Source organism: Bradyrhizobium sp. CB3481 (genome assembly GCF_029714305.1).
Lineage (GTDB): Bacteria > Pseudomonadota > Alphaproteobacteria > Rhizobiales > Xanthobacteraceae > Bradyrhizobium.
Genome location: NZ_CP121647.1, coordinates 3,361,378 through 3,387,197, shown reverse-complemented (window position 1 = coordinate 3,387,197; position 25,820 = coordinate 3,361,378). Strand labels below are relative to the sequence as shown.

Annotated in this window: 20 protein-coding genes; 6 read left to right on the top strand and 14 right to left on the bottom strand. The window is 62.8% G+C overall.

Features of this window, described 5'->3' with window-relative positions; genetic code table 11:
• Nucleotides 1-637 precede the first annotated feature (637 nt).
• Complete coding sequence (locus QA643_RS16255) at nt 638-1,840, top strand: NAD(P)/FAD-dependent oxidoreductase (protein ID WP_283034119.1); 1,203 nt, start codon at nt 638-640, stop codon at nt 1,838-1,840.
• 49 nt (nt 1,841-1,889) lie between these two features.
• Here QA643_RS16255 and QA643_RS16250 read toward each other — a convergent pair whose 3' ends face one another.
• The 8 genes from QA643_RS16250 to rplJ all read right to left on the bottom strand — a co-directional run bounded on the left by QA643_RS16250 (nt 1,890) and on the right by rplJ (nt 18,312).
• A complete protein-coding gene (locus tag QA643_RS16250) occupies nt 1,890-2,681 on the bottom strand; it encodes an MOSC N-terminal beta barrel domain-containing protein (protein ID WP_283034118.1) in 792 nt (263 codons plus the stop codon).
• Between the two features lie 41 nt (nt 2,682-2,722).
• Nucleotides 2,723-4,750, bottom strand: coding sequence for an ABC transporter ATP-binding protein (locus tag QA643_RS16245; protein WP_283034117.1), 2,028 nt, complete (start codon nt 4,748-4,750; stop codon nt 2,723-2,725).
• A 142-nt stretch (nt 4,751-4,892) separates the two neighbouring features.
• Nucleotides 4,893-6,950 (bottom strand): FAD-dependent oxidoreductase, encoded by a 2,058-nt coding sequence (locus tag QA643_RS16240; RefSeq protein ID WP_283034116.1) that lies wholly within the window; start codon nt 6,948-6,950, stop codon nt 4,893-4,895.
• Nucleotides 6,951-7,190: 240 nt separating this feature from the next.
• Nucleotides 7,191-8,294 carry a helix-turn-helix transcriptional regulator gene (locus QA643_RS16235; protein ID WP_283034115.1) on the bottom strand — a complete coding sequence of 368 codons (1,104 nt, stop codon included), beginning with the start codon at nt 8,292-8,294 and terminating at the stop codon, nt 7,191-7,193.
• A 143-nt stretch (nt 8,295-8,437) separates the two neighbouring features.
• Nucleotides 8,438-12,637: a DNA-directed RNA polymerase subunit beta' gene (rpoC, locus tag QA643_RS16230; protein ID WP_283034114.1), complete on the bottom strand. Its 4,200-nt coding sequence runs from the start codon at nt 12,635-12,637 to the stop codon at nt 8,438-8,440.
• A 147-nt stretch (nt 12,638-12,784) separates the two neighbouring features.
• Nucleotides 12,785-16,903, bottom strand: a complete 4,119-nt coding sequence (gene rpoB, locus QA643_RS16225; protein ID WP_283034113.1) for a DNA-directed RNA polymerase subunit beta — start codon at nt 16,901-16,903, stop codon at nt 12,785-12,787.
• A gap of 458 nt (nt 16,904-17,361) precedes the next feature.
• Complete coding sequence (rplL, locus tag QA643_RS16220; protein ID WP_283034112.1) at nt 17,362-17,739, bottom strand: 50S ribosomal protein L7/L12; 378 nt, start codon at nt 17,737-17,739, stop codon at nt 17,362-17,364.
• A gap of 54 nt (nt 17,740-17,793) precedes the next feature.
• Nucleotides 17,794-18,312, bottom strand: a complete 519-nt coding sequence (gene rplJ / locus QA643_RS16215) for a 50S ribosomal protein L10 (protein WP_283034824.1) — start codon at nt 18,310-18,312, stop codon at nt 17,794-17,796.
• 642 nt (nt 18,313-18,954) lie between these two features.
• Here rplJ and QA643_RS16210 point away from each other — a divergent pair.
• The 3 genes from QA643_RS16210 to QA643_RS16200 are packed head-to-tail and all read left to right on the top strand — an operon-like array spanning nt 18,955 to nt 20,723.
• Nucleotides 18,955-19,332: a hypothetical protein gene (locus QA643_RS16210; RefSeq protein ID WP_283034111.1), complete on the top strand. Its 378-nt coding sequence runs from the start codon at nt 18,955-18,957 to the stop codon at nt 19,330-19,332.
• On the top strand, nt 19,325-19,870 hold the full coding sequence (locus QA643_RS16205) for a hypothetical protein (RefSeq protein WP_283034110.1): 546 nt from the start codon (nt 19,325-19,327) through the stop codon (nt 19,868-19,870). The genes QA643_RS16210 and QA643_RS16205 overlap by 8 nt, the downstream gene beginning before the upstream one ends.
• Nucleotides 19,842-20,723 carry a sigma-70 family RNA polymerase sigma factor gene (locus tag QA643_RS16200; protein WP_283034109.1) on the top strand — a complete coding sequence of 294 codons (882 nt, stop codon included), beginning with the start codon at nt 19,842-19,844 and terminating at the stop codon, nt 20,721-20,723. The genes QA643_RS16205 and QA643_RS16200 overlap by 29 nt, the downstream gene beginning before the upstream one ends.
• Before the next feature lie 12 nt (nt 20,724-20,735).
• On the opposite strand, the gene QA643_RS16195 is transcribed toward QA643_RS16200, so the two are convergent.
• Nucleotides 20,736-21,407, bottom strand: coding sequence for a class I SAM-dependent methyltransferase (locus tag QA643_RS16195; RefSeq protein ID WP_283034108.1), 672 nt, complete (start codon nt 21,405-21,407; stop codon nt 20,736-20,738).
• Nucleotides 21,408-21,501: 94 nt separating this feature from the next.
• Here QA643_RS16195 and QA643_RS16190 point away from each other — a divergent pair, with 94 nt between their 5' ends.
• Nucleotides 21,502-22,134, top strand: coding sequence for a TetR family transcriptional regulator (locus QA643_RS16190; RefSeq protein WP_283034107.1), 633 nt, complete (start codon nt 21,502-21,504; stop codon nt 22,132-22,134).
• A 36-nt stretch (nt 22,135-22,170) separates the two neighbouring features.
• Here the strand turns inward: QA643_RS16190 and QA643_RS16185 are convergent, their stop codons facing one another.
• The 5 genes from QA643_RS16185 to secE all read right to left on the bottom strand — a co-directional run bounded on the left by QA643_RS16185 (nt 22,171) and on the right by secE (nt 25,253).
• Nucleotides 22,171-23,121, bottom strand: a complete 951-nt coding sequence (locus QA643_RS16185; RefSeq protein WP_283034106.1) for a 2-hydroxyacid dehydrogenase — start codon at nt 23,119-23,121, stop codon at nt 22,171-22,173.
• A 134-nt stretch (nt 23,122-23,255) separates the two neighbouring features.
• Nucleotides 23,256-23,948 (bottom strand): 50S ribosomal protein L1, encoded by a 693-nt coding sequence (gene rplA, locus QA643_RS16180; RefSeq protein ID WP_057849146.1) that lies wholly within the window; start codon nt 23,946-23,948, stop codon nt 23,256-23,258.
• A gap of 6 nt (nt 23,949-23,954) precedes the next feature.
• Complete coding sequence (gene rplK, locus QA643_RS16175; RefSeq protein WP_057834228.1) at nt 23,955-24,383, bottom strand: 50S ribosomal protein L11; 429 nt, start codon at nt 24,381-24,383, stop codon at nt 23,955-23,957.
• Nucleotides 24,384-24,510: 127 nt separating this feature from the next.
• Nucleotides 24,511-25,041, bottom strand: coding sequence for a transcription termination/antitermination protein NusG (gene nusG, locus QA643_RS16170; RefSeq protein ID WP_283034823.1), 531 nt, complete (start codon nt 25,039-25,041; stop codon nt 24,511-24,513).
• 20 nt (nt 25,042-25,061) lie between these two features.
• Nucleotides 25,062-25,253, bottom strand: coding sequence for a preprotein translocase subunit SecE (gene secE, locus QA643_RS16165; protein WP_283034105.1), 192 nt, complete (start codon nt 25,251-25,253; stop codon nt 25,062-25,064).
• 367 nt (nt 25,254-25,620) lie between these two features.
• Here secE and QA643_RS16160 point away from each other — a divergent pair, with 367 nt between their 5' ends.
• Entirely contained in the window at nt 25,621-25,806 is a 186-nt protein-coding gene (locus tag QA643_RS16160; RefSeq protein ID WP_283034104.1) for a hypothetical protein, read from the top strand.
• Nucleotides 25,807-25,820 lie beyond the last annotated feature (14 nt).

Here is a 25,820-nt window from a genome sequence, read left to right as displayed (position 1 = left end):
AAACCTTGAATGGCTTTCGCAAATTCTTCTCGGAACTAGCCGTTCCGTTCGGCCCGCCTCGCGCGAAAAAACATTCACGCAAAACGAAATCGCGCCAACCACCCATTTGCTGAGCGGAAAGCGCTTCGACGCCACAGAGGACCGCAATTGAAGGCCGATCAGCTTTCGCTGTCCGGCCCGCCATCGAGATCATGCATCCGAGTTCACTCTCAAGAGGACGTGCTCAAGAGAACTAAAATCGTCCTGGCATTGCCTAGCAGTATGATCGACAGCGTTTGAGCGGCATTCGTCGAGGTTGGTGCCCGTCTCAGTCCAATAAGGATTTGATGGGTGTTCCGTTCCGACGCTGGCGTTGCTCACCGCCTGTCGTTAAGTGGCCGTCTTCTATAAGCGGTGGATAGCTAAGTCAAGCAAAAGGAGAACGCTGGAAATGCCTATGCCGCCTGCGGATTCAGTGCTTGCCGCAAATTCGGAAAGTCCGAAACAACATCGTGCCACCCACCGCAGCACCCCGGATCAAGTTATTTTACCCGGATAAATATACGTCCAAACCGGCAATATTGGTTCCAGTTTTTCCCAGCTAAGCATTTGTTTGCCTTTCCGGGTGCAAAAGTGTCGCACCCGGGTGAGATTCCAGATGAGATACACCGACATTGCGATCATCGGGGGCGGCCTCGCCGGCTCGACCGCCGCCGCCATGCTCGGACGCGCGGGAATTGCGACGGTTCTGATCGACCCGCACCAGACCTATCCCTTTGACTTTCGCGTCGAAAAAATCAGCGGCGAGGAGCAGGTCGACCGCTTCTATGCGACCGGAATCGCCGATTCGGTGCTGCGCTCGGCCACCCATGACGGCGAAAACTGGATCGCGCGATTCGGCTACCTGCTCGACAAGAAGCCGAGCCGCCAATACGGCATCATGTACGATGCGCTGATCGCCGCGATCAGGGCCGAAATCCCCCCTCCCGCCGAGCTCATTTTCGCCAAGGCGGTCGACGTCTCGACCAGCGCCGAGCGCCAGAAGGTGACGTTGTCCACCGGCGAGGTGATCTCGGCGCGGCTGGTGGTGCTGGCCAACGGGCTCAGTATCGGGCTGCGCCGCAATCTCGGCATCGAGCGCCAGGTGATCAGCGCCAGCCATTCCATCTCGGTCGGGTTTGATGTCGTGCCAGTCGGCCGGCCGGCCTTCGCGTTTCCCGCCCTGACCTACTTTTCCGAACGGGCAAAGAGGCGCGTCGCCTATGTGACGCTGTTCCCTATTGAGAACCGGATGCGGGCCAACCTGTTCGTCTACCGCGAGGTCGACGATCCCTGGCTGCGCGAGATGCGGCGTCGTCCGGTCGAGACGATGAACGCCGCGCTGCCCCGGCTGCGGCGGATCACCGGCGAATATGCCGTTGCGGGCGACGTCAAGATCCGGCCGGCCGACCTCTATGTATCCACCGGCTACCGCCGGCCCGGGATCGTCCTGGTCGGCGACGCCTTTGCGGCGACCTGCCCGGTAACCGGCACCGGCACCGACAAGGTATTCACCGACGTCGCGCAGCTCTGCAACGTCCACATCCCGGCCTGGCTTGCGAGCGAGGGCATGGGCGAGGACAAGATCGCCTCCTATTACGACGATCCGGTCAAGCAGGCCTGCGATGCCTGGTCGATGGGAAAAGCGATCAGCTTCCGCAAGGTCACGGTCGAGAACGGGCTGTACTGGCAGGCGCAGCGCTGGGCGCGTTTCCTGGCCTGGTTCGGCGAAGGCGCTCTTCGGCGGATGCGTAGCAGGATCAGCACGGGCTCAAACCGCCCTGCTCACTCCTCCTCGTCCTCATTGTCGTCGTCGGCCTGACCGGCTGCGGCGTGCAGCACATGCCGTTGCGCGTGTCGCAGATGCCGAGCTAGTCCAGAAGGACGATCTCGTCACCCGGACGAACGAGCCCCTCCACCAGCACGGCGGCGTAGACGCCGGCGGTCCCGTCATGATGCTTTGCGACATGGCGCAAAATATCGGGGTTCTCGTCGAGCGTGTCAGGATCAATGCTGATCATGCGACAGCGGATATCGCGCTCCAGAATGTGGACCGTCAGTTTCGGACCGATCCGCAGTTGCCGGCCGACGAATTCGTCTTCGCCAAAGCTTTCACCGGAAATGAGATCGACATAGAGGTTTTCGCGGAAGCGGCGCTTGTCGAGCGTCAGGCCCACCGCTCGGCCTATTCCATCAATTGTCTGGGTCGCAAGTAGCGACAGCGGGCGACAGTCCGTTATAGCGCGGTCCGAGCGTATGACGGTCAGGTCGGAAGCGTTGAGTTGATCGCCGCCGATCAGACCCGGCAGCGCCGGATCGGACGCTGACAGGGTCTTTCCGTTCGGCGCTTCGATCTCGAGCGCCAGATCGTCACTGGAAGGAAATAGCGGTGTCAGGCCGGGACCACGGGTTTCCGCGGCGGTCAGATTGCCCGGTGCAAGCGTCCGCTCGGGATGGCGAAACTTCGGGCGAAAGCGCAGCATCTCCTTCCTGCTGCGTGCGGTGAGGAATGGAAAAGCCTCGGGCGCGGTCGCGTGATGGACAGCGTAGAGCCGATCGCCGAGCACGCCGGCAAAGCTGACATAAGCCTCGGTCAGCGATTCGCCCGGCATGCTCTTTACCGGGTAGCGCCAAACGCTCTCAATCTGCCCCACAACCTTCATTACGATTCTCGCCTGACATTTCCTGGTCGCGGCAGCCTGGACTACTCCTCGTCATCATCCTCGTCGTCATCATCCCCATTGTCGTCGTCGGCGTGAGACGCGGCGTTGTGCGGGGTGTGGCCCTGGTCATCCCAGAGCTTGCGATAGACGCCGCCCGCCGCCAGCAACTGGGCATGCGAGCCGCGCTCGATCGCCTTGCCGCCTGAGATCACGATGATCTCGTCCATCTCGACCACCGAGGTCAGGCGGTGGGTCGACCAGATCATGGTGCGCCCCTCCGCCACGTTCAGAAGCGTGCGGTTGATCGCGGCTTCCGTGGTCTGGTCCAGCGCCGAGGTCGCCTCATCCAGCAGCAGCAGCGAGGGATTGCGGATGATGGCGCGCGCGATCGCGATGCGTTGGCGCTGGCCGCCCGACAGCGTGTCGCCGCGCTCGCCGACCGGCGTGTCGTATTTCTGCGGCAGGCTCATGATGTAGCGGTGGATCTCGGCCTTGCGCGCGGCTTCCTCGACCTCTTCGTCGGTCGCGCCTTCCTTGCCGAGCCGGATGTTTTCGCGGAGCGACATGTTGAACAGCATGTTCTCCTGGAAAACGATCGCCATGCCCCGGCGCAGCGATTCGCGGGTGACGCGGCGGATGTCGACGCCGTCGATCGCTACCCTGCCCTCGTCCGGCGTGTAAAGGCGCAGGATCAGGTTGAGCAGCGTGCTCTTGCCGGAACCGCTCGGACCGACGATTGCGATGCGCTTGCCGACATTGAGCTTGAGGCTGAAATTGTCGAGCACCGGCGTATCGCTGCCTTCATAGGCAAAGGTGACGCGCTCGAAGGAGATGTCGTTGGTGAGCGGCGGCAAATCGGGCGCGCCCGGGCGATCGGCGCCGCGGGTCGGCTCGTCCAGCAGTTCCTGGATATGCCGCACGGCCGCCGCCGACTGGATCGACACCGGTATGAAATGCATCAGGTGGGCGATGTTGTAGGACACCTCCCAGAACGCGCTCTCGAAGGTGACGAAGGTGCCGATGGTGATCTGGCCCTTGGTGGCGAGATAGGCGCCGATCGCCAGCACCACGAGGTGCAGCAACAACACGGAAATCGTGACGGTTCGCTCCACCATGGTCGACAGGAACACGGCGGACGCCGTCTTGATGCGCACATCCTGGTTGCGCATGGTGAACCAGCCGAGCGTGCGGCGCTGCAGGCTGAATGCCTTGACCACCGCCTGCGCCGCCACGTTTTCCTGCACCGTGGCGAGCAGCGCCGCCTCGTTCAGCTTCTGCTCGTAATTCGCCTGCACCGCTTTCGGCGTGAGGATCCGTGGCCCGATCAGCGTGATCGGAAACACCAGGAGCGCCACTGCCGCGAGCTGCCAGTTCAGGAACAGCATCAGGACGATGCCGGCGATCAGCTCGAAGAACGGCAAAGCGGCGCTGTTGGCGAAGCTCTTGACCGAGCCTTCAAAGGCGGCCAGGTCGATCGAGAAGCGCGAGAGAATCTCGCCGCGCTTGGTGCGGGCAAAGTACGACGACGGCAGGTTCTGGACGTGCTCGAACAGCCGCGTCCGCACGTCGGCAATGATGCAGGCGGCGAGCCGCGCATCCCAGCGCTCGTACCAGACCGCAATGATCGAGGTGATGATGCCGGCAACCGCGAGCACGCCGAGAATCTTGTAAAGCGCCTGAAAATCCTCTTCGCCGAGCGCGTCGTCGATCAGAAATTTCAGGCTCAGCGGCATGATGACGTTGAACAGCGTCTCGACGAGGACGCCGAAAGTCACGAACGCGAACAGCCTCCGATAGTTGCCGAGATATGGCCTGACAAAGCCGACGATGGTCGCCATTGCGCCGGCGGCTTCCTTGGCGGTGAAGACGACGAGGTCCTCGTCATCATCATCGTCGTCGAGCTCCAGCTTGTCGTCTTCCTCGTCCTTGTCATCGTCGGGAGGCGCGCCGGCCGTCTTGCCGGCGGCAATGGGGGCGGCAGCCGCCTCGGCAGCAAGTTTCTTCGCAAGTTCAGGATCGTCCGCGGGAACGGGATTCCGATCATCCGAGGAAGGAGGCTTGGGCGCCATGAAACCAACCGATGCTGCACGGCCGGCATGACCGCAAATCGAACGCGGCAGCGCAAAACGCTACCGCGCCGATTCTATGCGATCAGAATGAATTCGGCAAAACAAATGGAACGGCCGGTCCGATCAGAACCGGCCGAGCCGCTTAATCTTCCTCGGATTCGACCTTGTCGAAGAACGAATAGCGCAGGCTGTCGGCGTCGGCGTACCACTGCCCCGGCCCCTTGTTGGCCGCCAGCGTCGCCGCCCACACCGCGTCGGTGCAGTCGCGGCGGTGCATCGCAAGGTCGAACCCGTTGCCGAAGAACAGTTCGGACCATTCCCACCAGGTACCGAGCTTCTTGACGCCGCGCAGCAGGTCGTAGCGGTCGATCAGCGCGGGAGCCATGTCCGAGGTCACCGAGCCGAACACCAGCCCGGTCTTGACGACGCGGTTGAGCTCGCGCACCGCCCGCGGGACCTGCTTCTCCGACACGTGGCACAGGCTGGTCTCGAAAACGAAATCGAACGAATCGTCCTTGAACGGCATGTCGACGATCGAGCCGAGCTTGTTGAACTTTTTGAGCGCCTTCGGCGTTTTGGCGTGGATCGCCTTGTTGTTCTCGATACCCCAGGCATCGATGCCGCGTTCGCGCAGCGCACCGACCAGTTCGCCGCTGGCGGAGCCGGCCACGAGCAGCTTGTAACCCTTGGCCCTGTTCCAGACGATCTTGATCAAATCAGTCAGATAGTCCGGATCGGTGAACCGGCTCCAGACCTCACTGTAGGGCCCGACGCCTCGGTAATTCTCGAAATAGTCGCGGTCGATCTTGTCGGACGACGGCTCGCCCCGCTGCGCGCGGGCGCGGCGCAGTCGCATCATCTCAGTCAGGATGATGTCGGTGGCGGCATCGGAGGAATCGAGCAGGCCGTTCAGCGTCGAATCGAACAGATAGTCGCCGACCACGACGATCCCGGGATGCTCCTTCGGCTCGGGCCGGTGGTTGGTCATGACGTCGCGCACCGGCAGGCCGCCGGGCAGCGCGTTCACCGACGACAGCCAGCGGTGGATCTTGCCTTCCATGAAATGATCGCGCGCATTGCCGAGCGAGGGCGGCAGCGACTTCAACGCAGCGTCGATCAGTTCCTGGTCGCTGAGATTGGCAAAGGCGAGCGCGTCCGAGCCCGCGATCAGCCAGTTCAGCACGCCGTGCTTGCCGACGTCGTGGCGGGCGCCCTCATTGTAGACGCAGCAGCCGCCGAACGCTTCCGACATGAACCAGGCGCCGGGGATCTTCTCGCCCCAGAACGGTTCGTCGAACAGGATCGAAACTCGCAGATAGTGCGCCGGACGGTCGAAATAGGCGACGTGCTTGACCATCGACTTGCGCAGATCTTCGCCATCCCAGCGCATGGTGGCGAGCCAGGAATGCGGCAGGCACATCAGCACGAGGTCGAAATCCCTGACCTCCGGCCCCTTCCCGTTCATCATGCTGAGCTGATAGCGGCCGGCAGAAGTCTTGCCGACCTTGAGCACGCGGTGATTGAGCTGAATGTCAGCATCGACTTCCGAGCGCAGGCAGTCGATCAACTGCTCATTGCCGTTCTGGATCGAGTACAGGCCGATATAGCCGTCGATATCCATCACGAAGTTCTTCAGCGCATTCAGGCCATTGGTATTGTGGCTCTCGGTCGCGATATCGGAGCGCGCCATCACCTTGAAGAAGCGCTTGGCGGTCGGATCAGCGACTTCCTTGTCCAGCACCTCCTCGCAGGTCATGTAGGCCCAGGGGTGCTCGTTGTCGTGGGCACCGACGCCCTCGTAATATTCAACCGGCGACACCATCTCGGTGCAGCGCTTGCGGAACGCCTCGATCGCCGCCGCGGTCTTCTCGCCATATTTGCGGCGCATGCCCGGCACGTCGCCGAGCAGCTCCCCGTCGAGATGCACCTGCTCGGCGTCCATCGGGATGGTCTGCAGGCCGAAATGCTGGATCAGTTCCCGCAGGGGATCCGGCCCGGTCATCGAATAATCGTAGATTTCGGCGACGCCGGCCTCATACATCGCCGGCGCGGAATCGAACTTGCGCGAGACGATCTTGCCCCCGAGCCGGTCGGATGCCTCGTAGATGGTGACGCGGCAGAGATCGCCGAGCTTTTTCTTCAAATACCAAGCGCTCATCAGCCCGCCCGGGCCGCCGCCTACAATTGCAAGGTCCAACATGTCGTTTCCGTCGCCCTCCGGCCCCCCTGCCTATGGGAAATCAGCCGGTCTAAACCGCATTAGCAAAAGCGCTTTTCACCCTGAAGGGAAGATGAACAAAGCAGGCCCCCCGCAACGCAGCAATGAAACAAAGCAGCAAAAAGGCCGGCTTGTGCCAGCGATTTGTCTTCCCACCGTATTCTTGCGGAAGCCTTATGCGCCCACGAGGAACTGGCCAGCCGCGACCGAAGCGCGGGCCATTTAGCCGCCCGGTAACGCCTTGCCGGCAAGCAGGCTGACCAGTTCCTGCTGGCGCGACAGGCCGGTCTTCGACAGCACGGCCTTGAGCTGGCTGCGCACCGTTTCCCGATTGACGCCGGTTGCGTCGGCGAGCGCATCGATGGTTGCGGCCTGGCCGATGCCCCGGGCCACCCGCGCTTCCGCCGGCGTCAGGTCGAACAGGCCTTGCAGGACTTCCGCGGTCGGCACCGCAGCACGGTCGACCGGCGTCACCACCAACAACGCGCTGGCCTGCGTGAAGATATCCCGCGCCGAGCCGCGTACGGGAACGACATGCAGCACCATCGGCACGTGCGCCGCTGTGGCGGCGACCGCGATCGACTTCACGGCGCGGCTGCCGGCAAGGGACAGCGTATCGAGCGCTTCGGCGAGCAGCGCATCGGCCGCGGCATCCGCGATCGTCACGCGCTGGGCGCGATCCTGAAACAGCGAAGGAATCAGCGCATCGAACAGGCCGTTCGCGGCAAACAGCCGCCCCGGGCCGCGCAGCACCGCGCCCGGCAGGCCCAGTGCCTGCAATGCGTCGACCTGCGCCCGCGCGCGCTCGAAGCCGAAGCGGTTTGCGGCAAGCGAGGCGCGGGCCAGATGCGGCCGCAAGCCATCCAGCAGATTGACGACTTCCTGCGGCACGGGGCCTTTATCCTGATGCCGGGGCAGCACGATCGCGATCGAATCGCCTATCGGCATCGGAATGAGCGTCCCGGCCCGGTAGCCGATGCCGTGCTTGCGATAGAAATTGCAATAGACCTCGTTGGTCGCGATTTCCTCTTCCGAGAGAAGATCATAATCCGTGACGAAGCCGGCACGGTTGACGGCGATGGCGCGCGGCAGAAGCGGATCGCGCTCGCTCCATCCCTCCTTCAGGAAGATCGGCATCATATGATCGTATTCGACTGAGTTGACCGCGCTGACATATCCGTCACGCACGCCGAACAGAAAACCGCCGTTGCCGCCGACCGCCGCGCCGAGCTCGCCGAGCAGGGCCGGCCAGAGGGAGGGAATGAGACCCGCCTCGTAGATGCGGTCGATCAGAGCTTCACGATGAGCCGAGTCGCTGATGGGCACTTGCAAACATTACCATTACGGGCAGGACGCCGTTCGCTCACTTGATAGCAGGCGTCACCCGACCGGGTGAAGCCCGCCACCCATGCCCGGCAAAAGAAAAAGCCGGCCTCGCGGCCGGCTTTCTTGTTGATTGGACGGAACTTTTATTCCGCCGGCGGCAGCGCCAGCGGTTCCGCTTCCGGAGCCGTCGGCACGATCGCGGCCTGCTTCTCGCGCTCGTCGAGGATCAGGCGATCGCGCTTCATCGCGACTTCGCGGATCTTGGCCATCGAGGCGCCGGTGCCCGCCGGGATCAGCCGGCCGACAATGACGTTCTCCTTGAGGCCTTCCAGCGGGTCCACCTTGCCGTTGACGGCGGCTTCGGTGAGCACGCGGGTGGTCTCCTGGAACGAGGCCGCCGAGAAGAACGAGCGGGTCTGCAGGCTCGCCTTGGTGATGCCGAGCAGAACCGGCGTTCCCGTGGCGGGCTTCTTGCCCTCTTCCTTGGCCTTCAGGTTGAGCGCATCGAACTCGATCTTGTCGACCTGCTCGCCCGAGATCATGTCGGTGTCGCCCTGGTCGGTGATCTCGACCTTCTGCAGCATCTGACGGACAATCACCTCGATGTGCTTGTCGTTGATGAGCACGCCCTGCAGCCGGTAGACCTCCTGTATTTCGTTGACCAGATAGGCAGCGAGTTCCTCGATGCCCTTGATCGCCAGGATGTCGTGCGGCGCCGGATTGCCTTCGACGATGAAATCGCCCTTTTCGACGATGTCGCCGTCCTGCAGATGGATGTGCTTGCCCTTCGGGATCAGGTACTCGCGCGTCTCCTCGGTCTTGTCCATCGGCTCGATCGAGATGCGACGCTTGTTCTTGTAGTCGCGGCCGAAGCGGATGGTGCCGGCGATTTCCGCGATGATCGCCGCGTCCTTCGGCTTGCGGGCCTCGAACAGTTCGGCCACCCGCGGCAGACCGCCGGTGATGTCACGCGTCTTGGCGCTCTCGGTGGAGATACGCGCCAGGATGTCGCCTGCCTTGACCTTGGCGTTGAGGTCCACCGACAGGATGGCGTCGACCGACAGCATGTAGCGGGCGTCGCCGCCACGCGCCAGCTTGAGCACCTTGCCGTCCTTGCCCTTGACGACGATCGCCGGACGCAGATCCGAGCCGCCGCGCGACGCACGCCAGTCGATGACGACGCGCTTGGCGATACCGGTGGATTCGTCGAGCGTTTCCGAGATCGACTGTCCTTCCACCAGGTCCTCGAAGGCGATGGTGCCCTCGACTTCGGTGAGGATCGGACGGGTGTACGGATCCCATTCCGCGATGCGCTGGCCGCGCTTGACCATGTCGCCGTCGTCGACGTGCATACGCGCGCCGTACTGGATGCGGTGGGTCGCACGTTCGGTCCCGTCACCGTCGACGATGGCAACGACCATGTTGCGCACCATCGCGATCAAGTGACCTTCGCTGTTGCGGGCGATAGCCTTGTTCTTGATGGTGACCTTGCCCTCGAAGTTCGACTCGACGAACGACTGCTCGTTGATCTGCGCCGCGCCGCCGATGTGGAACGTACGCATCGTCAGCTGCGTGCCGGGCTCGCCGATCGACTGCGCGGCGATGACACCGACCGCCTCGCCGTGGTTGACCGGCGTGCCGCGGGCCAGATCGCGGCCATAACACTTGCCGCAGATGCCGTTGACGAGCTCGCAGGTCAGCGCCGAGCGGATCTTCACCTCCTGGATGCCGGCCTGCTGGATGGCGTCGACATGCGACTCCTCCATCAGCGTGCCGCGCTTGACCACGACCTTGTTGGTCGCGGGATCGCGCAGGTCCTCTCCGGCAGTGCGGCCGAGAATGCGCGAGGCCAGCGAAGCGACAACCGTGCCGGCGTCAACGATGGCGCGCATCTTGATGCCGAGCTTGGTGCCGCAATCGTCCTGCGTGATGATGCAGTCCTGCGCGACGTCGACCAGACGGCGGGTCAGGTAGCCGGAGTTCGCGGTCTTCAACGCGGTGTCCGCGAGGCCCTTGCGGGCGCCGTGGGTCGAGTTGAAGTACTCGAGCACCGAGAGGCCTTCCTTGAAGTTGGAAATGATCGGCGTCTCGATGATCTCGCCCGACGGTTTCGCCATCAGGCCGCGCATGCCGGCGAGCTGACGCATCTGGGCCGGCGAACCGCGCGCGCCCGAATGCGCCATCATGTAGATCGAGTTGATGTCGGCATCCGCACCCTGGGCATTCTTCTTGGTGACGGAAATCTCCTTCATCATCGCTTTCGCGATCTCTTCGCTCGCCTTCGACCAGGCGTCCACGACCTTGTTGTACTTCTCACCATGGGTGATCAGACCGTCGTTGTACTGCTGCTCGAAATCCTTGGCGAGCGTACGGGTGGCGTCGACGATCTTCCACTTGCCTTGCGGCACCACCATGTCGTCCTTGCCGAACGAGATGCCGGCCTTGAACGCATTGTAGAAGCCGAGCGCCATGATGCGGTCGCAGAAGATCACCGTCTCCTTCTGGCCGCAGTGACGATAGACTTGATCGATCACGCCGGAGATTTCGCGCTTGGTCATCAGCTTGTTGATGATGTCGTACGAAATCCGCGGATGCTTCGGCAGCACGTTGCCGAGCATGACGCGGCCAGCCGTGGTCTCGATCCAGCGCTTGGCCGGCTTGCCTTCCTCGTCGGTGCCCTCCCACCGGAATTTGATCTTGGTGTGGAGGTGGATGACCTTCGAGTGCAGGGCGTGCTCGAGATCGGCCATGTCGCCGAAGATCTTGCCCTCGCCGGGCAGGCCTTCACGCATGATCGAGAGATAATAGAGGCCGAGCACGATGTCCTGCGACGGCACGATGATCGGCTGACCGTTCGCGGGATGCAGGATGTTGTTGGTCGACATCATCAGGACGCGCGCTTCGAGCTGCGCTTCGAGCGACAGCGGAACGTGCACGGCCATCTGGTCGCCGTCGAAGTCGGCGTTGAACGCGGCGCAGACCAGCGGGTGGAGCTGGATGGCCTTGCCCTCGATCAAGACCGGCTCGAACGCCTGGATGCCGAGGCGATGCAGCGTCGGCGCGCGGTTGAGCAGCACCGGATGCTCGCGGATCACCTCGTCGAGGATATCCCAGACCTCCGGACGCTCCTTCTCGACCAGCTTCTTGGCCTGCTTCACGGTGGTGGACAGGCCCTTGGCGTCGAGCCGCGAATAGATGAACGGCTTGAACAGTTCGAGCGCCATCTTCTTCGGCAGGCCGCACTGATGCAGACGCAGCTCGGGACCGACCACGATCACCGAACGTCCGGAATAGTCGACGCGCTTGCCGAGCAGGTTCTGGCGGAAGCGGCCCTGCTTGCCCTTGAGCATGTCGGCCAGCGACTTCAGCGGACGCTTGTTGGCGCCGGTGATGACGCGGCCGCGGCGGCCGTTGTCGAACAGCGCGTCGACGGCCTCCTGCAGCATGCGCTTTTCGTTGCGGATGATGATGTCGGGCGCGCGCAGCTCCATCAGCCGCTTCAAGCGGTTGTTGCGGTTGATGACGCGGCGATAGAGGTCGTTGAGATCAGACGTCGCAAAGCGGCCGCCGTCGAGCGGCACCAACGGACGCAGATCCGGCGGAATCACCGGCACCACGGTCAGGATCATCCATTCCGGCTTGTTGCCGGAATAGCGGAACGCCTCGACGATCTTCAGCCGCTTGGCGAGCTTCTTGTGCTTGATGTCGGACTCGGTCTCCTGCATCTCCGCGCGCAGCGACTGCTCGAGCTTTTCGAGCTCAAGCCCCTTCAAAAGCTCGCGGATCGCTTCGGCGCCGATCATGGCGGTGAACGAATCCTGGCCGTATTCGTCCTGCGCCTTCAGGTACTCGTCTTCCGACAGCAGCTGACGGTCCTTGAGCGCGGTCAGGCCCGGCTCCAGCACGACGTAATATTCGAAGTACAGGATGCGCTCGAGATCCTTCAGCGTCATGTCGAGCAGAAGGCCGATGCGGGACGGCAGCGACTTCAGGAACCAGATGTGGGCGACCGGCGCAGCCAGCTCGATGTGACCCATGCGCTCGCGACGGACGCGCGACAGCGTCACCTCGACCGAGCACTTTTCGCAGATGATGCCCTTGTACTTCATCCGCTTGTACTTGCCGCACAAGCACTCGTAGTCCTTGATCGGCCCGAAGATGCGGGCGCAGAACAGGCCGTCGCGCTCCGGCTTGAAGGTCCGGTAGTTGATGGTCTCCGGCTTTTTGATCTCGCCGTAGGACCAGGACAGAATCTTCTCCGGGGACGCAATCGAGATCCGGATCTGGTCGAAGACCTGGGCCGGGGTCGTCGGATTGAAGAGATTCATAATTTCTTGGTTCATCGTCTTCTCCTCGCGTGCCGATCGTCACCGGCAGCAAATTCGAAATTCTTCTCAGGCGCGACCCGCTCAACGTCCGAGCGGAGCGCGAATGTCCGGCCCTTGTGCGAAGCGTTCCTCGCGCCCGGGCCGGACATGGAATCTTCTGCGTTACTCGGCCGCCTCTGATGTCGGTGCCGGTCCCATCTTGGAGTTGTGCAGGTCGACGTTGAGGCCGAGCGAGCGCATTTCCTTGACCAGCACGTTGAACGATTCCGGAATACCCGCCTCGAACGTGTCGTCGCCACGCACGATCGCCTCGTACACCTTGGTACGGCCGGCGACGTCGTCCGACTTCACGGTCAGCATTTCCTGCAGCGTGTAGGCCGCGCCGTAAGCTTCCAGCGCCCACACCTCCATTTCGCCGAAGCGCTGGCCGCCGAACTGCGCCTTGCCGCCCAGCGGCTGCTGGGTGACGAGCGAGTACGGACCGATCGAACGCGCGTGGATCTTGTCGTCAACCAGATGGTGCAGCTTGAGCATGTAGATGTAGCCGACTGTCACCTTGCGATCGAAGGCATCGCCGGTGCGGCCGTCATAGACGGTCGACTGGCCGGAGGCGTCGAAGCCCGCGAGCTTGAGCATCTCCTCGATGTCGGCTTCCTTGGCGCCGTCGAACACCGGGGTGGCGATCGGCACGCCGTGGCTCAGGTTCTTGCCAAGCTCCATCAGCTCGTTGTCGTTCAACGACTTGATGGTTTCATCGTCGCCATAGATCTTCTTCAGGGTCTCGCGCAGCGGCTTGAGATCCTGCTTCTGATAATAGCCGTCGATGGTCTGGCCGATACGCTTGCCGAGACCGGCACATGCCCAGCCGAGATGCGTCTCCAGAATCTGGCCGACGTTCATGCGCGAGGGCACGCCGAGCGGATTGAGCACGATGTCCGCGTGCGTGCCGTCCTCGAGGAACGGCATGTCCTCGATCGGCACGATCTTGGACACCACGCCCTTGTTGCCGTGACGGCCGGCCATCTTGTCGCCGGGCTGGATCTTGCGCTTCACCGCGACGAAGACCTTGACCATCTTCATCACGCCGGGCGGCAGCTCGTCGCCGCGCTGCAGCTTTTCGACCTTGTCGAGGAAGCGCTGTTCGAGGCCCTTCTTCGACTCGTCGTACTGCTTACGCATCGCCTCGATTTCGGCCATCAGCTTGTCGTTCGGCGAGGCGAACATCCACCACTGCGACTTCGGGTACTCCTCGAGCACGGCGCGCGTGATCTTGGTGTCCTTCTTGAAGCCCTTCGGACCTGCGATGCCCTGGCGGTTTTCCAGGAGGTCGGCGAGGCGGCCGTAGACGTTACGGTCGAGAATCGCCTGCTCGTCGTCGCGGTCCTTGGCCAGACGCTCGATCTCTTCGCGCTCGATCGCCAGCGCACGCTCGTCCTTGTCGACGCCGTGACGGTTGAACACGCGCACTTCCACGATCGTGCCCTGCACGCCCGGAGGCACGCGGAGCGAGGTATCGCGGACGTCGGAGGCCTTTTCGCCGAAGATGGCGCGCAGGAGCTTTTCCTCCGGCGTCATCGGGCTTTCGCCCTTCGGCGTGATCTTGCCGACCAGGATGTCGCCGGCGCGCACTTCCGCGCCGATATAGACGATGCCGGCTTCGTCGAGGTTCTTCAGCGCTTCTTCCGAAACGTTCGGAATGTCGCGGGTGATTTCCTCAGGTCCGAGCTTGGTGTCGCGGGCCATCACCTCGAACTCCTCGATGTGGATCGAGGTGAAGACGTCGTCCTTCACGATTCTTTCGGAGAGCAGGATCGAGTCTTCGAAGTTGTAGCCGTTCCACGGCATGAACGCGACCAGCACGTTGCGGCCGAGCGCGAGCTCGCCGAGATCGGTCGAGGGACCGTCGGCGATGATGTCGCCCTTCTTGACGATGTCGCCGACCTTCACCAGCGGACGCTGGTTGATGCAGGTCGACTGGTTGGAGCGCTGGTACTTCATCAGACGATAGATATCGACGCCCGACTTGGTGGGATCGAGATCTTCGGTAGCGCGGATAACGACGCGGGTGGCGTCGATCTGGTCGATCACGCCCGAGCGCCGTGCGGCGATCGCAGCGCCGGAGTCCCTCGCCACCACGCCTTCCATGCCGGTGCCGACGAACGGCGCCTCGGCGCGAACCAGCGGCACCGCCTGGCGCTGCATGTTCGAGCCCATCAGCGCGCGGTTGGCGTCGTCATTCTCGAGGAACGGGATTAGCGCCGCGGCGACCGAAACGAGCTGCTTCGGCGACACGTCCATGTAGTCGACCTTGTCGGGCGTGATCGGCAGCACTTCGCCGGCGTGACGGCAGACGATCAGGTCTTCGGTGAAGCGGCCCTTGGCGTCGAGCGGCACGTTGGCCTGCGCGACGCGATAACGGCCCTCCTCCATCGCCGAGAGATACACGACCTCGTCGGTGACGCGGCCGTCCTTCACCTTGCGATAGGGAGTCTCGACGAAACCGTACTTGTTGACGCGCGCGAACGTCGCCAGCGAGTTGATCAGGCCGATGTTCGGACCTTCCGGCGTCTCGATCGGGCAGATGCGGCCGTAATGCGTCGGATGCACGTCGCGCACCTCGAAGCCGGCGCGCTCGCGGGTCAGACCGCCCGGGCCAAGCGCCGACAGGCGCCGCTTGTGGGTGATCTCCGACAGCGGGTTGGTCTGGTCCATGAACTGCGAGAGCTGCGAGGAGCCGAAGAACTCGCGCACGGCCGCCGCGGCGGGTTTCGCGTTGATCAGGTCCTGCGGCATCACGGTATCGATGTCGACGCTCGACATGCGCTCCTTGATGGCGCGCTCCATGCGCAAGAGACCGATGCGGTACTGGTTCTCCATCAGCTCGCCGACCGAGCGCACACGGCGGTTGCCGAGGTGGTCGATGTCGTCGATCTCGCCCTTGCCGTCGCGCAGGTCGACCAGCGTCTTGATGACGGCCAGAATGTCTTCCTTTCGCAGCGTGCGGTGCGTGTCGGGCGCGTCGAGCTCGAGGCGCATGTTCATCTTGACGCGGCCGACCGCGGACAGGTCGTAACGCTCGGCGTCGAAGAACAGCGACTGGAACATGGCCTGCGCCGAATCGAGCGTCGGCGGCTCGCCCGGACGCATCACCCGGTAGATGTCGAACAGCGCGTCCTCACGCGTCATGTTCTTGTCGGCATTCAGCGTGTTGCGGATGTAGGCGCCGACATTGACGTGGTCGATGTCGAGCAGCGGCAGCTCCTTGTAGCCCTGCTCGTTGAGCGCCTTCAGCAGCTTGTCGGTGATCTCTTCACCGGCTTCCGCGTGGATTTCGCCAGTCTTCGGATTGACGAGGTCCTCGGCGACGTAGTTGCCGACCAGCTCCTCATCCGACATGCGCAGCGCCTTCAGCCCCTTCTCCTGGAGCTGGCGGGCAGCGCGCACGGTGAGCTTCTTGCCAGCCTCGAGCACGACCTTGCCGCTATCCGCGTCGATCAGGTCGTTGACCGTGGAATAGCCGCGGAAACGGTTGGCGTCGAACGGCACGCGCCAGCCGTCCTTGGCGCGCTTGTAGCTGATCTTCTTGTAGAAGGTCGAAAGGATCTGCTCGCCGTCGAGACCGAGCGCGTACATCAGCGAGGTCACGGGAATCTTGCGGCGGCGGTCGATGCGCGCGAACACGATGTCCTTGGCGTCGAACTCGATGTCGAGCCAGGAACCGCGATACGGAATCACGCGCGCGGCAAACAACAGCTTGCCGGACGAATGGGTCTTGCCCTTATCGTGGTCGAAGAACACGCCGGGCGAACGGTGCATCTGCGAGACGATGACGCGCTCGGTGCCGTTGACGACGAAGGTGCCGTTCATCGTCATGAGCGGAATGTCGCCCATGTAGACGTCCTGCTCCTTGATGTCCTTGACCGATTTGGCGCCGGTTTCCTCGTCGATATCGAACACGATCAGGCGCAGCGTCACCTTGAGCGGCGCAGCATAGGTCATACCGCGCTGGCGGCACTCGTCGACGTCATATTTCGGCGGCTCGAACTCGTAGCGGACGAATTCGAGCATCGAGGTGCCGGAGAAATCCGAGATCGGGAACACCGAGCGGAACACCGCCTGCAAGCCCTCGTCCAGCCGGCCGCCCTGCGGTTCGTCGACCATCAGGAACTGGTCATACGACGCCTTCTGAACCTCGATGAGGTTCGGCATCTCGGCTACTTCCTTGATGTGTCCGAAGAACTTGCGAACGCGTTTGCGACCGGTGAATGTCTGCTGCGCCATCGTGGCCTCTCATTTTCGTCGCCCTTTGGGGCGAACCTTCCGAAGCGCGACTGCCATCGCCCCCGGGTTGAATTGTCGAATCGCCTAAAGGAACAAAGCCCAATTTCAGGAATTTAATCCTGAACCCGCGCTTTAGACCTTCAAAACGCAAAACGACGCGCGGGGCACATGACTGCACCCGCCCGTCCTAACTGGTCGCTTCACGGACTGAAAAAGCCCGAAATCTGACTGTCTCCCAACGGCTTACATCAGGAACACCCTGCCGTCCCCGCCGCCTGCCGTATTTTTCCTGCTGCCTCCCCGATATGGGGCGGAATCGTGGAGATTCGAGGGGCTAACCCCGCGAATCCCCACACTTTTCTGTGTACGCCGAGCTTTGGGTTACCCCATCGCACCAACTTTGGACAGATCCCGGGTCTCGCTGACGCTTGCCCGGGATTTCGCCGAAGTAACTTGCGTTACTTCAGCTCAACCTTCGCGCCAGCCTTTTCGAGCTGGGCCTTGATCTTGTCGGCTTCTTCCTTGTTCACGCCTTCCTTCAGCGGCTTCGGAGCGCCTTCGACGAGGTCCTTGGCTTCCTTCAGGCCGAGACCGGTGATGGCGCGGACTTCCTTGATGACCTCGATCTTCTTGTCGCCAGCGGCAGCCAGCACGACCGTGAAGTCGGTCTTCTCTTCAGCCGGAGCAGCAGCAGCGCCACCGCCGCCCGGGGCGGCAACGGCAACAGCGGCAGCGGCGGAAACGCCCCACTTTTCTTCGAGGAGCTTCGCGAGCTCGGCGGCTTCGAGCACGGTGAGGCTCGAGAGGTCGTCGACGATTTTCTGCAAGTCAGCCATTGATCTTTTTCCTTAAACGTTTGGTTTCGAACCAGGTTTGAGATTAGCGAAGGGTCAGGCCGCTTCGCCCTTTGAGGCATGAGCCTGAATGACGCGCGCGAGCTTGGCTGCGGGCGCATTGGAGAGCTGAGCGAGCTTGGTCGCCGGCGCCACCAGGAGGCCGACAAGCTTGCCGCGCAGTTCGTCCAGCGACGGCAGCGAGGCAAGCGCCTTCACGCCGTTCACATCCAGGACGGTTTTACCCATCGAGCCGCCGAGAATGACGAACCGCCCGTTCGTCTTGGCGAATTCGACGGCAACCTTCGGCGCCGCTACCGGATCGTTCGAAGTGGCGATCACGGTCGGCCCCTTCAGAAGGGAGCCGATGGCAACGACGTCAGTGCCTTCAAGAGCAATTTTGGCGAGACGGTTTTTCGAGACCTTCACCGACGCACCCGCCTGCTTCATCTGCATGCGCAGCTTCTGCATCTGGGCCACGGTGAGGCCGGAATAGTGGGCGACGATCGCGACGCTCGTGGTCTTAAAGACCCCGTTGAGCTGATCGACCGCGTCCTTTTTTGCCGCTCTTTCCACAGCAAGCTCTCTCCGGTTGGCGGCCTTCGCGCGAGCGAGACCACCGGGTTGCACCCATCGTCTCACCCAAAACCTGACCTCAAGACACCAGTCCTCAGGACACGCCGGGCAGACGACATCTTTAAAGCCTGCCCTCCCGAACCAGATGGCGCGGTGTGTCGAGGTTCGAACCAAAAATCAGCCAGCGCGCCGCGGAAGGCGGCGTCAGGCGAAATCCGGTCTTCACCCGTCTATGCAGGCCGTAAAATTAAGCCGTTGAAGAAACTTGCATTTCCATGCAAAATTTCCCTTGGGGCGCCTGCAGTCTCGGACAGGATCGAGGCACTTCGGCATGCCGAAAAACCCCTGCCGCACACCACCGAAACGATGGATTTTCCTTCCTTTCGAGCAATCCATGCGGATGTCCTGAAAGGAATGATCTCCTACCGTAACGAGTTTTCGGAATGCGAGCACGGACGTGCCAGCAACAGCCAGCACGCCCGGAAGCCCATTGTTTAACGAGTCTTGACCGGCTTGCCAAGGGCAAATTTCACACCAGTTTGCCGGCCGGCCCGAGAAAAAAATCGGTCTGGAACCCGCATTTTTGTAATGCGCCCTGTCACACTCGCCCTGCCTGGCTCGTCTTGGCCGCAGGAGGTTCCTATGCGGCGTCAGCTCGCGGCCATTCTCGCAATTCCCACGGTCCTGAACGGGCTCATCATGCTCTTGGCCGGCCCGTTCTGGTACCAGACCGTGCCCGGCGTGCCGGACACCGGGCCCTTTAACCCACATTTCGTCCAGGACATTGGAGCCGCGTTCCTTGTGGCGGGCTTCGCGCTCGCCGCGCGGGCATGGCGTCCGCGGTACTGGCCGGCAGCTGTCGCGGGTGCCGGGTTCCTTGCCGTCCACGCCCTGTTGCATATCGCGATCCTGGCGGGCGGCCATAGCCATTACCCCGTCTTCGATCTCCTCGCGATCGTGCTGCCGTCGGCAGCCGCCCTTTATTCCGCCTTCCCCAACCAAGGAGAACATCATGCGTAGTTGGATCGCGCGCCGTAGCCTGCGCGCCTTTGCCAAACGGTACGGATACGACGTCACCTATCTCGAAACGCTGCTGAACGAATCCCCCACCGCCTTCTTCAAATTCGCGCCGCTGATGAAGGCCGCCGCCCATCGCGAGGCGGTCCCGGTCGAGGCGAGCTTCGCCGCCAAGATCGTCGGAGCGATGGCCGAGGATTGCGGCCCCTGCACGCAACTCGTCGTCGACATGGCGCTGGAAGCCGGCATGGCCAAAGACCAGATCGAGGCGGTGCTCCGCCGCGACGCCAGGGCGATGAATGAAGCGACCACGCTCGCTTTCCGGTTTGCCGACGCGGTGGTGCGCCGCTCGACCAATGATGAGGAATTTCGCGATGCCGTGAAGGCGCAATGGGGCAAGAAAGGCGTAATAGACTTGACGATGGGGCTGCAACTCGGCCGGATGTTTCCGATGGTGAAGGCAGGGCTCGGCTATGCCAAGGAGTGCCGCCGCGTCACCGTGAGTGGGCATAATGTCGACGTCGTCAAACAAGCCGCATGACAACGACCCGCTGGCGCCCCATCGCGGGCGCCTGCTCGGGCTCGCCTATCGCATGCTCGGCAGCCGCAGCGACGCCGAAGACGTCGTGCAGGATGCCTATTTGCGCTTTACCGGCGCAAAGGACGTCCACAATCCGGAAGCCTTTCTCGTCACCGTGGTAACCCGGCTCTGTCTCGACCGCCTGAAAAGCGCAAAGGCGCAGCGCGAGATCTATGTCGGGCCATGGCTGCCCGAGCCGGTGTTCGATGCGGAGGGCCTGTCGGCCGATGCCGCGACCGAGCTCGCCGACGACCTTTCATTCGCGCTGCTGCTGGCACTCGACCGGCTGTCGCCGATGGAACGCGCAGCCTTCCTGCTGCACGACGTGTTCGACACGCCGTTTTCCGAAGTCGCCACGATGCTCGACCGCACCGAAGCGTCCTGCCGGCAACTGGCCTCCCGCGCCCGCCGTGCCGTGCGCGACAATCGTCCCGCGCCGGTACGGGCGCCCGACAATCACGCTCGCCTGCTGCAGGCCTTCAGCGAGGCCGTCGCCAGCGGCAATGTTGCACAGCTTGCCGCACTGCTGCGCGAGGATGCGGTGGCGCTGACCGACGGCGGCGGCCGCAAGACCGCGGCCCGCAATCCGATCATTGGACCGGACAGGATTGCGCGCTTCTTCATCGGCATTGCCGCCAAGAACGCCGGTCACGACATGCGCATCGAGCCCGCCATGATCAACGGCGCCGCCGGCGCCCTGCTCTATCTGGACGGTGAGCTCGACAACACCATGAGCATGGCGATAGCAGGCGACAAGATTGCCGCGATCTATATCGTCCGCAATCCCGACAAGCTGCGCCATCTGCCGCGTTGAAGGCCGGACCGGTCAGCAGGAACCGATCCGCATGGATAGCTCGACGTCCTCGCCGAAGGGCGTGGACATGTAGCCGCCAGTTGGCGCGCGCACGCGTGCCAGGTAGTCTGGGCTGTTATCGGCGTTGTCGGCGACGATCAATGCGCCGGGCCGGAGGCGGCTCTCGACCAGGCTCAAGATGTCCGGATAGAGCGCCTTGGCACCGTCGAGCAGCAGCAGGTCGATCGTATCGGGGAGATCGACGCCGAGCGTCTGCAGGGCGTCCCCTTCCCGGATCTCAACGAGATCGACAAGACCGCCAGCCATCAGGTTATCGCGGGCCCGCGCCACCTTGGACGGCTCGAACTCCGTGGTGATCAGGCGGCCGCCGCCATTGTCCTTGAGCGCTGCGGCAAGATGCAGGGTCGAGATCCCGAACGAGGTCCCGAACTCGACGATCGTCCGTGCGCGGTTGCTTCGCGCCAGCATATACAGCAGCGCGCCGGTCTCTCGCGAGATCGGAAGCGGCGCATTCTTCAGGCGCCGATAGAGGTCGCGGTAGTCGGTCTTGCTCCGCATCAGGCGCGCCCGCGCGTCGTCCGAGAGATCGGCCACAGCCGCCTCGGTCTCCGCCGAGGCCGCATCGGCCTCCTCGAACAGGCGATCCAGCAGGGGCTTAAGCGGGCTGGTGGTCAGGGTGGTCATGCAGGTCTCCAGTCAGGGGGTGAGCGCGTCCTTGCGCCGGTCCAGAAATACGACTAATCATTCGCATTTTCTAATCGCATTCCCGCAGAGCCCCATGACCGATCGTCGAAGCCCTTCAGTTTCCTCGCGAAAACGGCCGCAACAGGCCCGCTCGACCGAGCTCGTCGCGGCGATCCTGGATGCTGCTGTTCAGGTTTTGGCGAAGGAAGGCGCGCAGCGCTTCACCACTGCGCGGGTCGCCGAGAGGGCCGGCGTCAGCGTCGGATCGCTGTACCAGTACTTCCCGAACAAGGCCGCGATCCTGTTCCGGCTGCAAAGCGATGAGTGGCGGCAGACGACCGAATTGCTGCGCGGCATCCTCGAGGACGCCGGCAGGCCGCCGCTCGAACGGCTACGCACGCTGGTTCACACCTTCATCCGCTCGGAATGCGATGAGGCCGCGGTGCGTGTCGCACTCGATGACGCTGCCCCGCTCTATCGCGATGCCCCGGAAGCCCGCGAAGCGAGGGCCTCAGGCGACCGCATTGTCGAGGCATTCATGCAGGAAGCCCTGCCCGAAGCCTCAGAGGCGACGCGTATACTGGCCGGCGAGCTGATCACGACGACGCTCAGCGCGGTCGGGAAACAGTTTTCGGAAAGTCCCCGAACTTCCGCGGAGATCGAGACTTACGCCGACGCCGTGGCCGACATGCTGTGCGCGTACCTTGAAGATCTCGCCCGCCGCTGAGAACGCAGTGCGACCCATCAGCAAATCCCGCATGGATCAGCTGGTCACGGGGTAAGCGAGCGGCTTGCCGGCAAAGAACGCTTCGAGATTTTCCAGCACGCAGTTCTGCATCGCCACATGCGATTCCAGCGTGTGGCCGCCGATATGCGGCGACAGCACCACATTCGGCAGCGCGGTCAGCGCATCCGGCGCATGCGGCTCCTTGGCGTAGACGTCGAGGCCCGCGCCGGCAATCGTCTGATCCGTCAGCGCCGCGACCAGCGCTGCCTGGTCGATCACCGAGCCGCGCGAGATGTTGACGACGTAACCGTCCTTGCCAAGCCTGCGCAGGATATCGGCATTGACGACGTGATGGGTATCCGCGCCCGCCCGCACCGCGATCATCAGCACGCTGCACCATTCGGCCAGCGCATCGAGGCTCGGAAAATATTGATACGGCACATCGTGCTTGCTGCGGCTGAAATAGCCGACTTCGGTCTCGAAGGCGGCGACGCGCGCGGCGATCTTGCGGCCGATCTCGCCCATGCCGTAGATGCCGATTTTTCGGCCGGGCATCCCGGCCTGCGGGCGCATCATCGGCGAAGGTTTCGCCGCCGCCCAGCTCCCGCCGCGCACGTAATCATCAGCCACCAGCAGCCTTCGCGTCGTGGCCAGCATCAGCGTCACCGCGATGTCGGCGACCGAGGCTGCATTCGCGCCGGGGCTGTGGCCGACCGCGATGTTGCGCTTCGCCGCCGCAGCCAGATCGACACCGTCATAACCGGTGCCGTAGCAAATGATCGCGCCGAGCTTGGGCAGCATGTCCATCGCTTCGCCGCGAAGCGGCGTACCGCCCGCGGTGATCATCGCGCGAATGTCGGCCAGCTGGTCGGCCGGGAACACTTCATTGGGCGGCTTGCCAGCGGCGTTCAGCAGTTCAAACCGTTCGCCGAAACGCTCCATCTGGGCCTTTGGAAAGCGCGAATAGATCAGGACCTTCTCGGGCATTTGTTATTCTTTCTTACCAGTCCGGCGCTCTTACCAGTCCGGCGCTGCGACGATTACGCAAAGGCCACATCAAACGCAAAGGGCGGAATCGGTGATCCGATTCCGCCCTTTCTATTCACGTTAGTTCCAACGAACTAGCCGAGCAGTGTGCCGGGCTCGACCTTGACGCCCGGGCCCATGGTGGAGGAGACCGCCACGCGCTGGATGTAGGTGCCCTTGGCGCCGGCCGGCTTGGCCTTGGACACCGCATCCGCCAGCGCCTTGACGTTCTGCACCAGCTTTTCCTCGGAGAACGACGCCTTGCCGACACCGGCCTGCACGATGCCGGCCTTCTCGACGCGGAATTCGACCGAGCCGCCCTTGGCGCCCTTCACGGCCGAGGTGACGTCCATCGTCACGGTGCCGATCTTCGGATTCGGCATCATGCCGCGCGGACCGAGCACCTTACCGAGGCGGCCGACCAGCGGCATCATGTCGGGGGTGGCGATGCAGCGATCGAAATCGATGTTGCCGCCCTGCACCTTCTCGACCAGGTCTTCGGCGCCGACGACGTCAGCACCCGCAGCCTTGGCTTCTTCCGCCTTGGCGCCGCGAGCAAACACGCCGACGCGCAACGTGCGGCCGGTGCCGTTCGGCAGGTTGACGACGCCGCGGACCATCTGGTCGGCGTGACGCGGGTCGACGCCGAGATTGATCGCGATCTCGATCGTCTCGTCGAACTTCGACGTGGCGCGTTCCTTGACCATCTTGATGGCATCCGCGAGCGGGTAGAGCTTCTCGCGGTCGATGCCTTCGCGGACCTTCTTCAAACGTTTTCCGATTGCCATGGTCCGTTACCCCGCAACTTCCAGACCCATCGAACGGGCGGAGCCCTCGACCATCTTCATGGCCGATTCGATGGTATCGCAATTGAGATCCTTCATCTTCTTCTCGGCGATCTCGCGCACCTGCGCTTTCGTCACCTTGCCGGCCTTGTCGCGGCCCGGGGCTTTCGAACCGGACTGGATCTTGGCGGCCTGCTTGAGGAAGTGGGACATCGGCGGCGTCTTCATCTCGAAGGTGAAGGAACGGTCCGCATAGATGGTGATGATCACCGGAATCGGGGTGTTCTTTTCTTCCTTCTGCGTCTGGGCGTTGAACGCCTTGCAGAATTCCATGATGTTGAGACCGCGCTGACCAAGCGCGGGACCGATCGGGGGCGAAGGATTCGCCGCACCGGCCGGGACCTGAAGCTTCAGGTATCCGGTCACTTTCTTTGCCATGTATCACTCCTGTTGCGCCGGCAGGTCGCCGGCTGGTTCAGGTTCCGTGGTTCGGTTCAAGCGCGGCTGGCAACCGCCCTTTCCTCCCACGGCCTCATTGACGCGAGGACAGGCCTCGCGCTTCCGATCAGACCTTCTCGACCTGACCGAATTCCAGTTCGACGGGCGTGGCGCGGCCGAAGATCGACACTGCGACCTTCACGCGCGAGCGCGCTTCGTCAATTTCTTCAACCACGCCGGAGAACGAGGCAAACGGGCCATCGGCCACCCGCACGTTCTCGCCGATTTCGAACGACACCGATGCCTTCGGACGTTCGACGCCTTCCTGCACCTGGTGCAGGATCCGCATCGCCTCGGACTCCGAGATCGGCATCGGCTTGTTTTCGGCGCCGAGGAAGCCGGTCACCTTGGGCGTGTTCTTGATGAGATGGAACGCCTCGTCGGTCAGCTTCATCTTCACCAGCACATAGCCCGGGAAGAACTTGCGCTCGGCGTCGATCTTGCGGCCGCGGCGCACCTCGGTAACCTTTTCGGTCGGCACCAGAATCTGGTCGAACAGTTCCTCCAGGCCGCGCTGCTTCGCCTGCTCGCGGATCGATTCCGCCACCTTCTTCTCAAAATTCGAATAGGCGTGAACGATATACCAGCGCTTGTCCATCGTAAGGGTTCCGGTGCTCATCAGTGGACGCCCAGCAGGAAAGTGACGACGTAGCGGATGATCAAATCCGAGGTGAAGAAGAAGATCGAAGCCAAGGCAACCATCACGAACACCATGATCGTGGTGATCGTCGTCTCGCGGCGGGTCGGCCAGGTGACCTTGGCGGTCTCCGAGCGCACTTCCTGCAGGAATTTGAACGGGCTGAAAGCCATCGTTAGTTACCGCATCCTTCGTGAGACGATTGTGATTTAACGCGAATCCGAACAGCCCTATTACGCCCAGCCCTCTCTCGAAGGATGAGCCGCAAAGCGGGCTCGATTGTTCGGGGGAATTCAGAGCCGCGCCGGATATCCGTCGAACGGGCCGGCAGCAGGTAGCGGGTATCTACTGGCAGAAGGGCAAAAGGTCAAGGTACGGGGTGCAGCGGGCCCATTTCCTGCCAATTTGGCCCGGATCGGGGAAAGCCACTGGTTAATCGCGGGTAACGGCTCCCGTCAAATCCTCATGACAGCGCGATCCTGATCTTAAAGCCTGTCCATTATCCTCATGATCGATAAGAGGGGTAACGAGGGAATGGCTATGGCGCTGTTAGGGCAGGACCAAGAGAGATTTTCGGGCGAGACCGCCTGGACCGTTCTCGATGCGGCGAACGATCTCGGCGACACCATCACAATCGATGCGTGCCGGCGCGTGATCGATGCCGATCTGCGCGGCGAGATCCCCGCCCATTCGGACATTGCGGTGCTTTCCGCGTTCTTCAGCTAGGCTCTGAAGTAGAT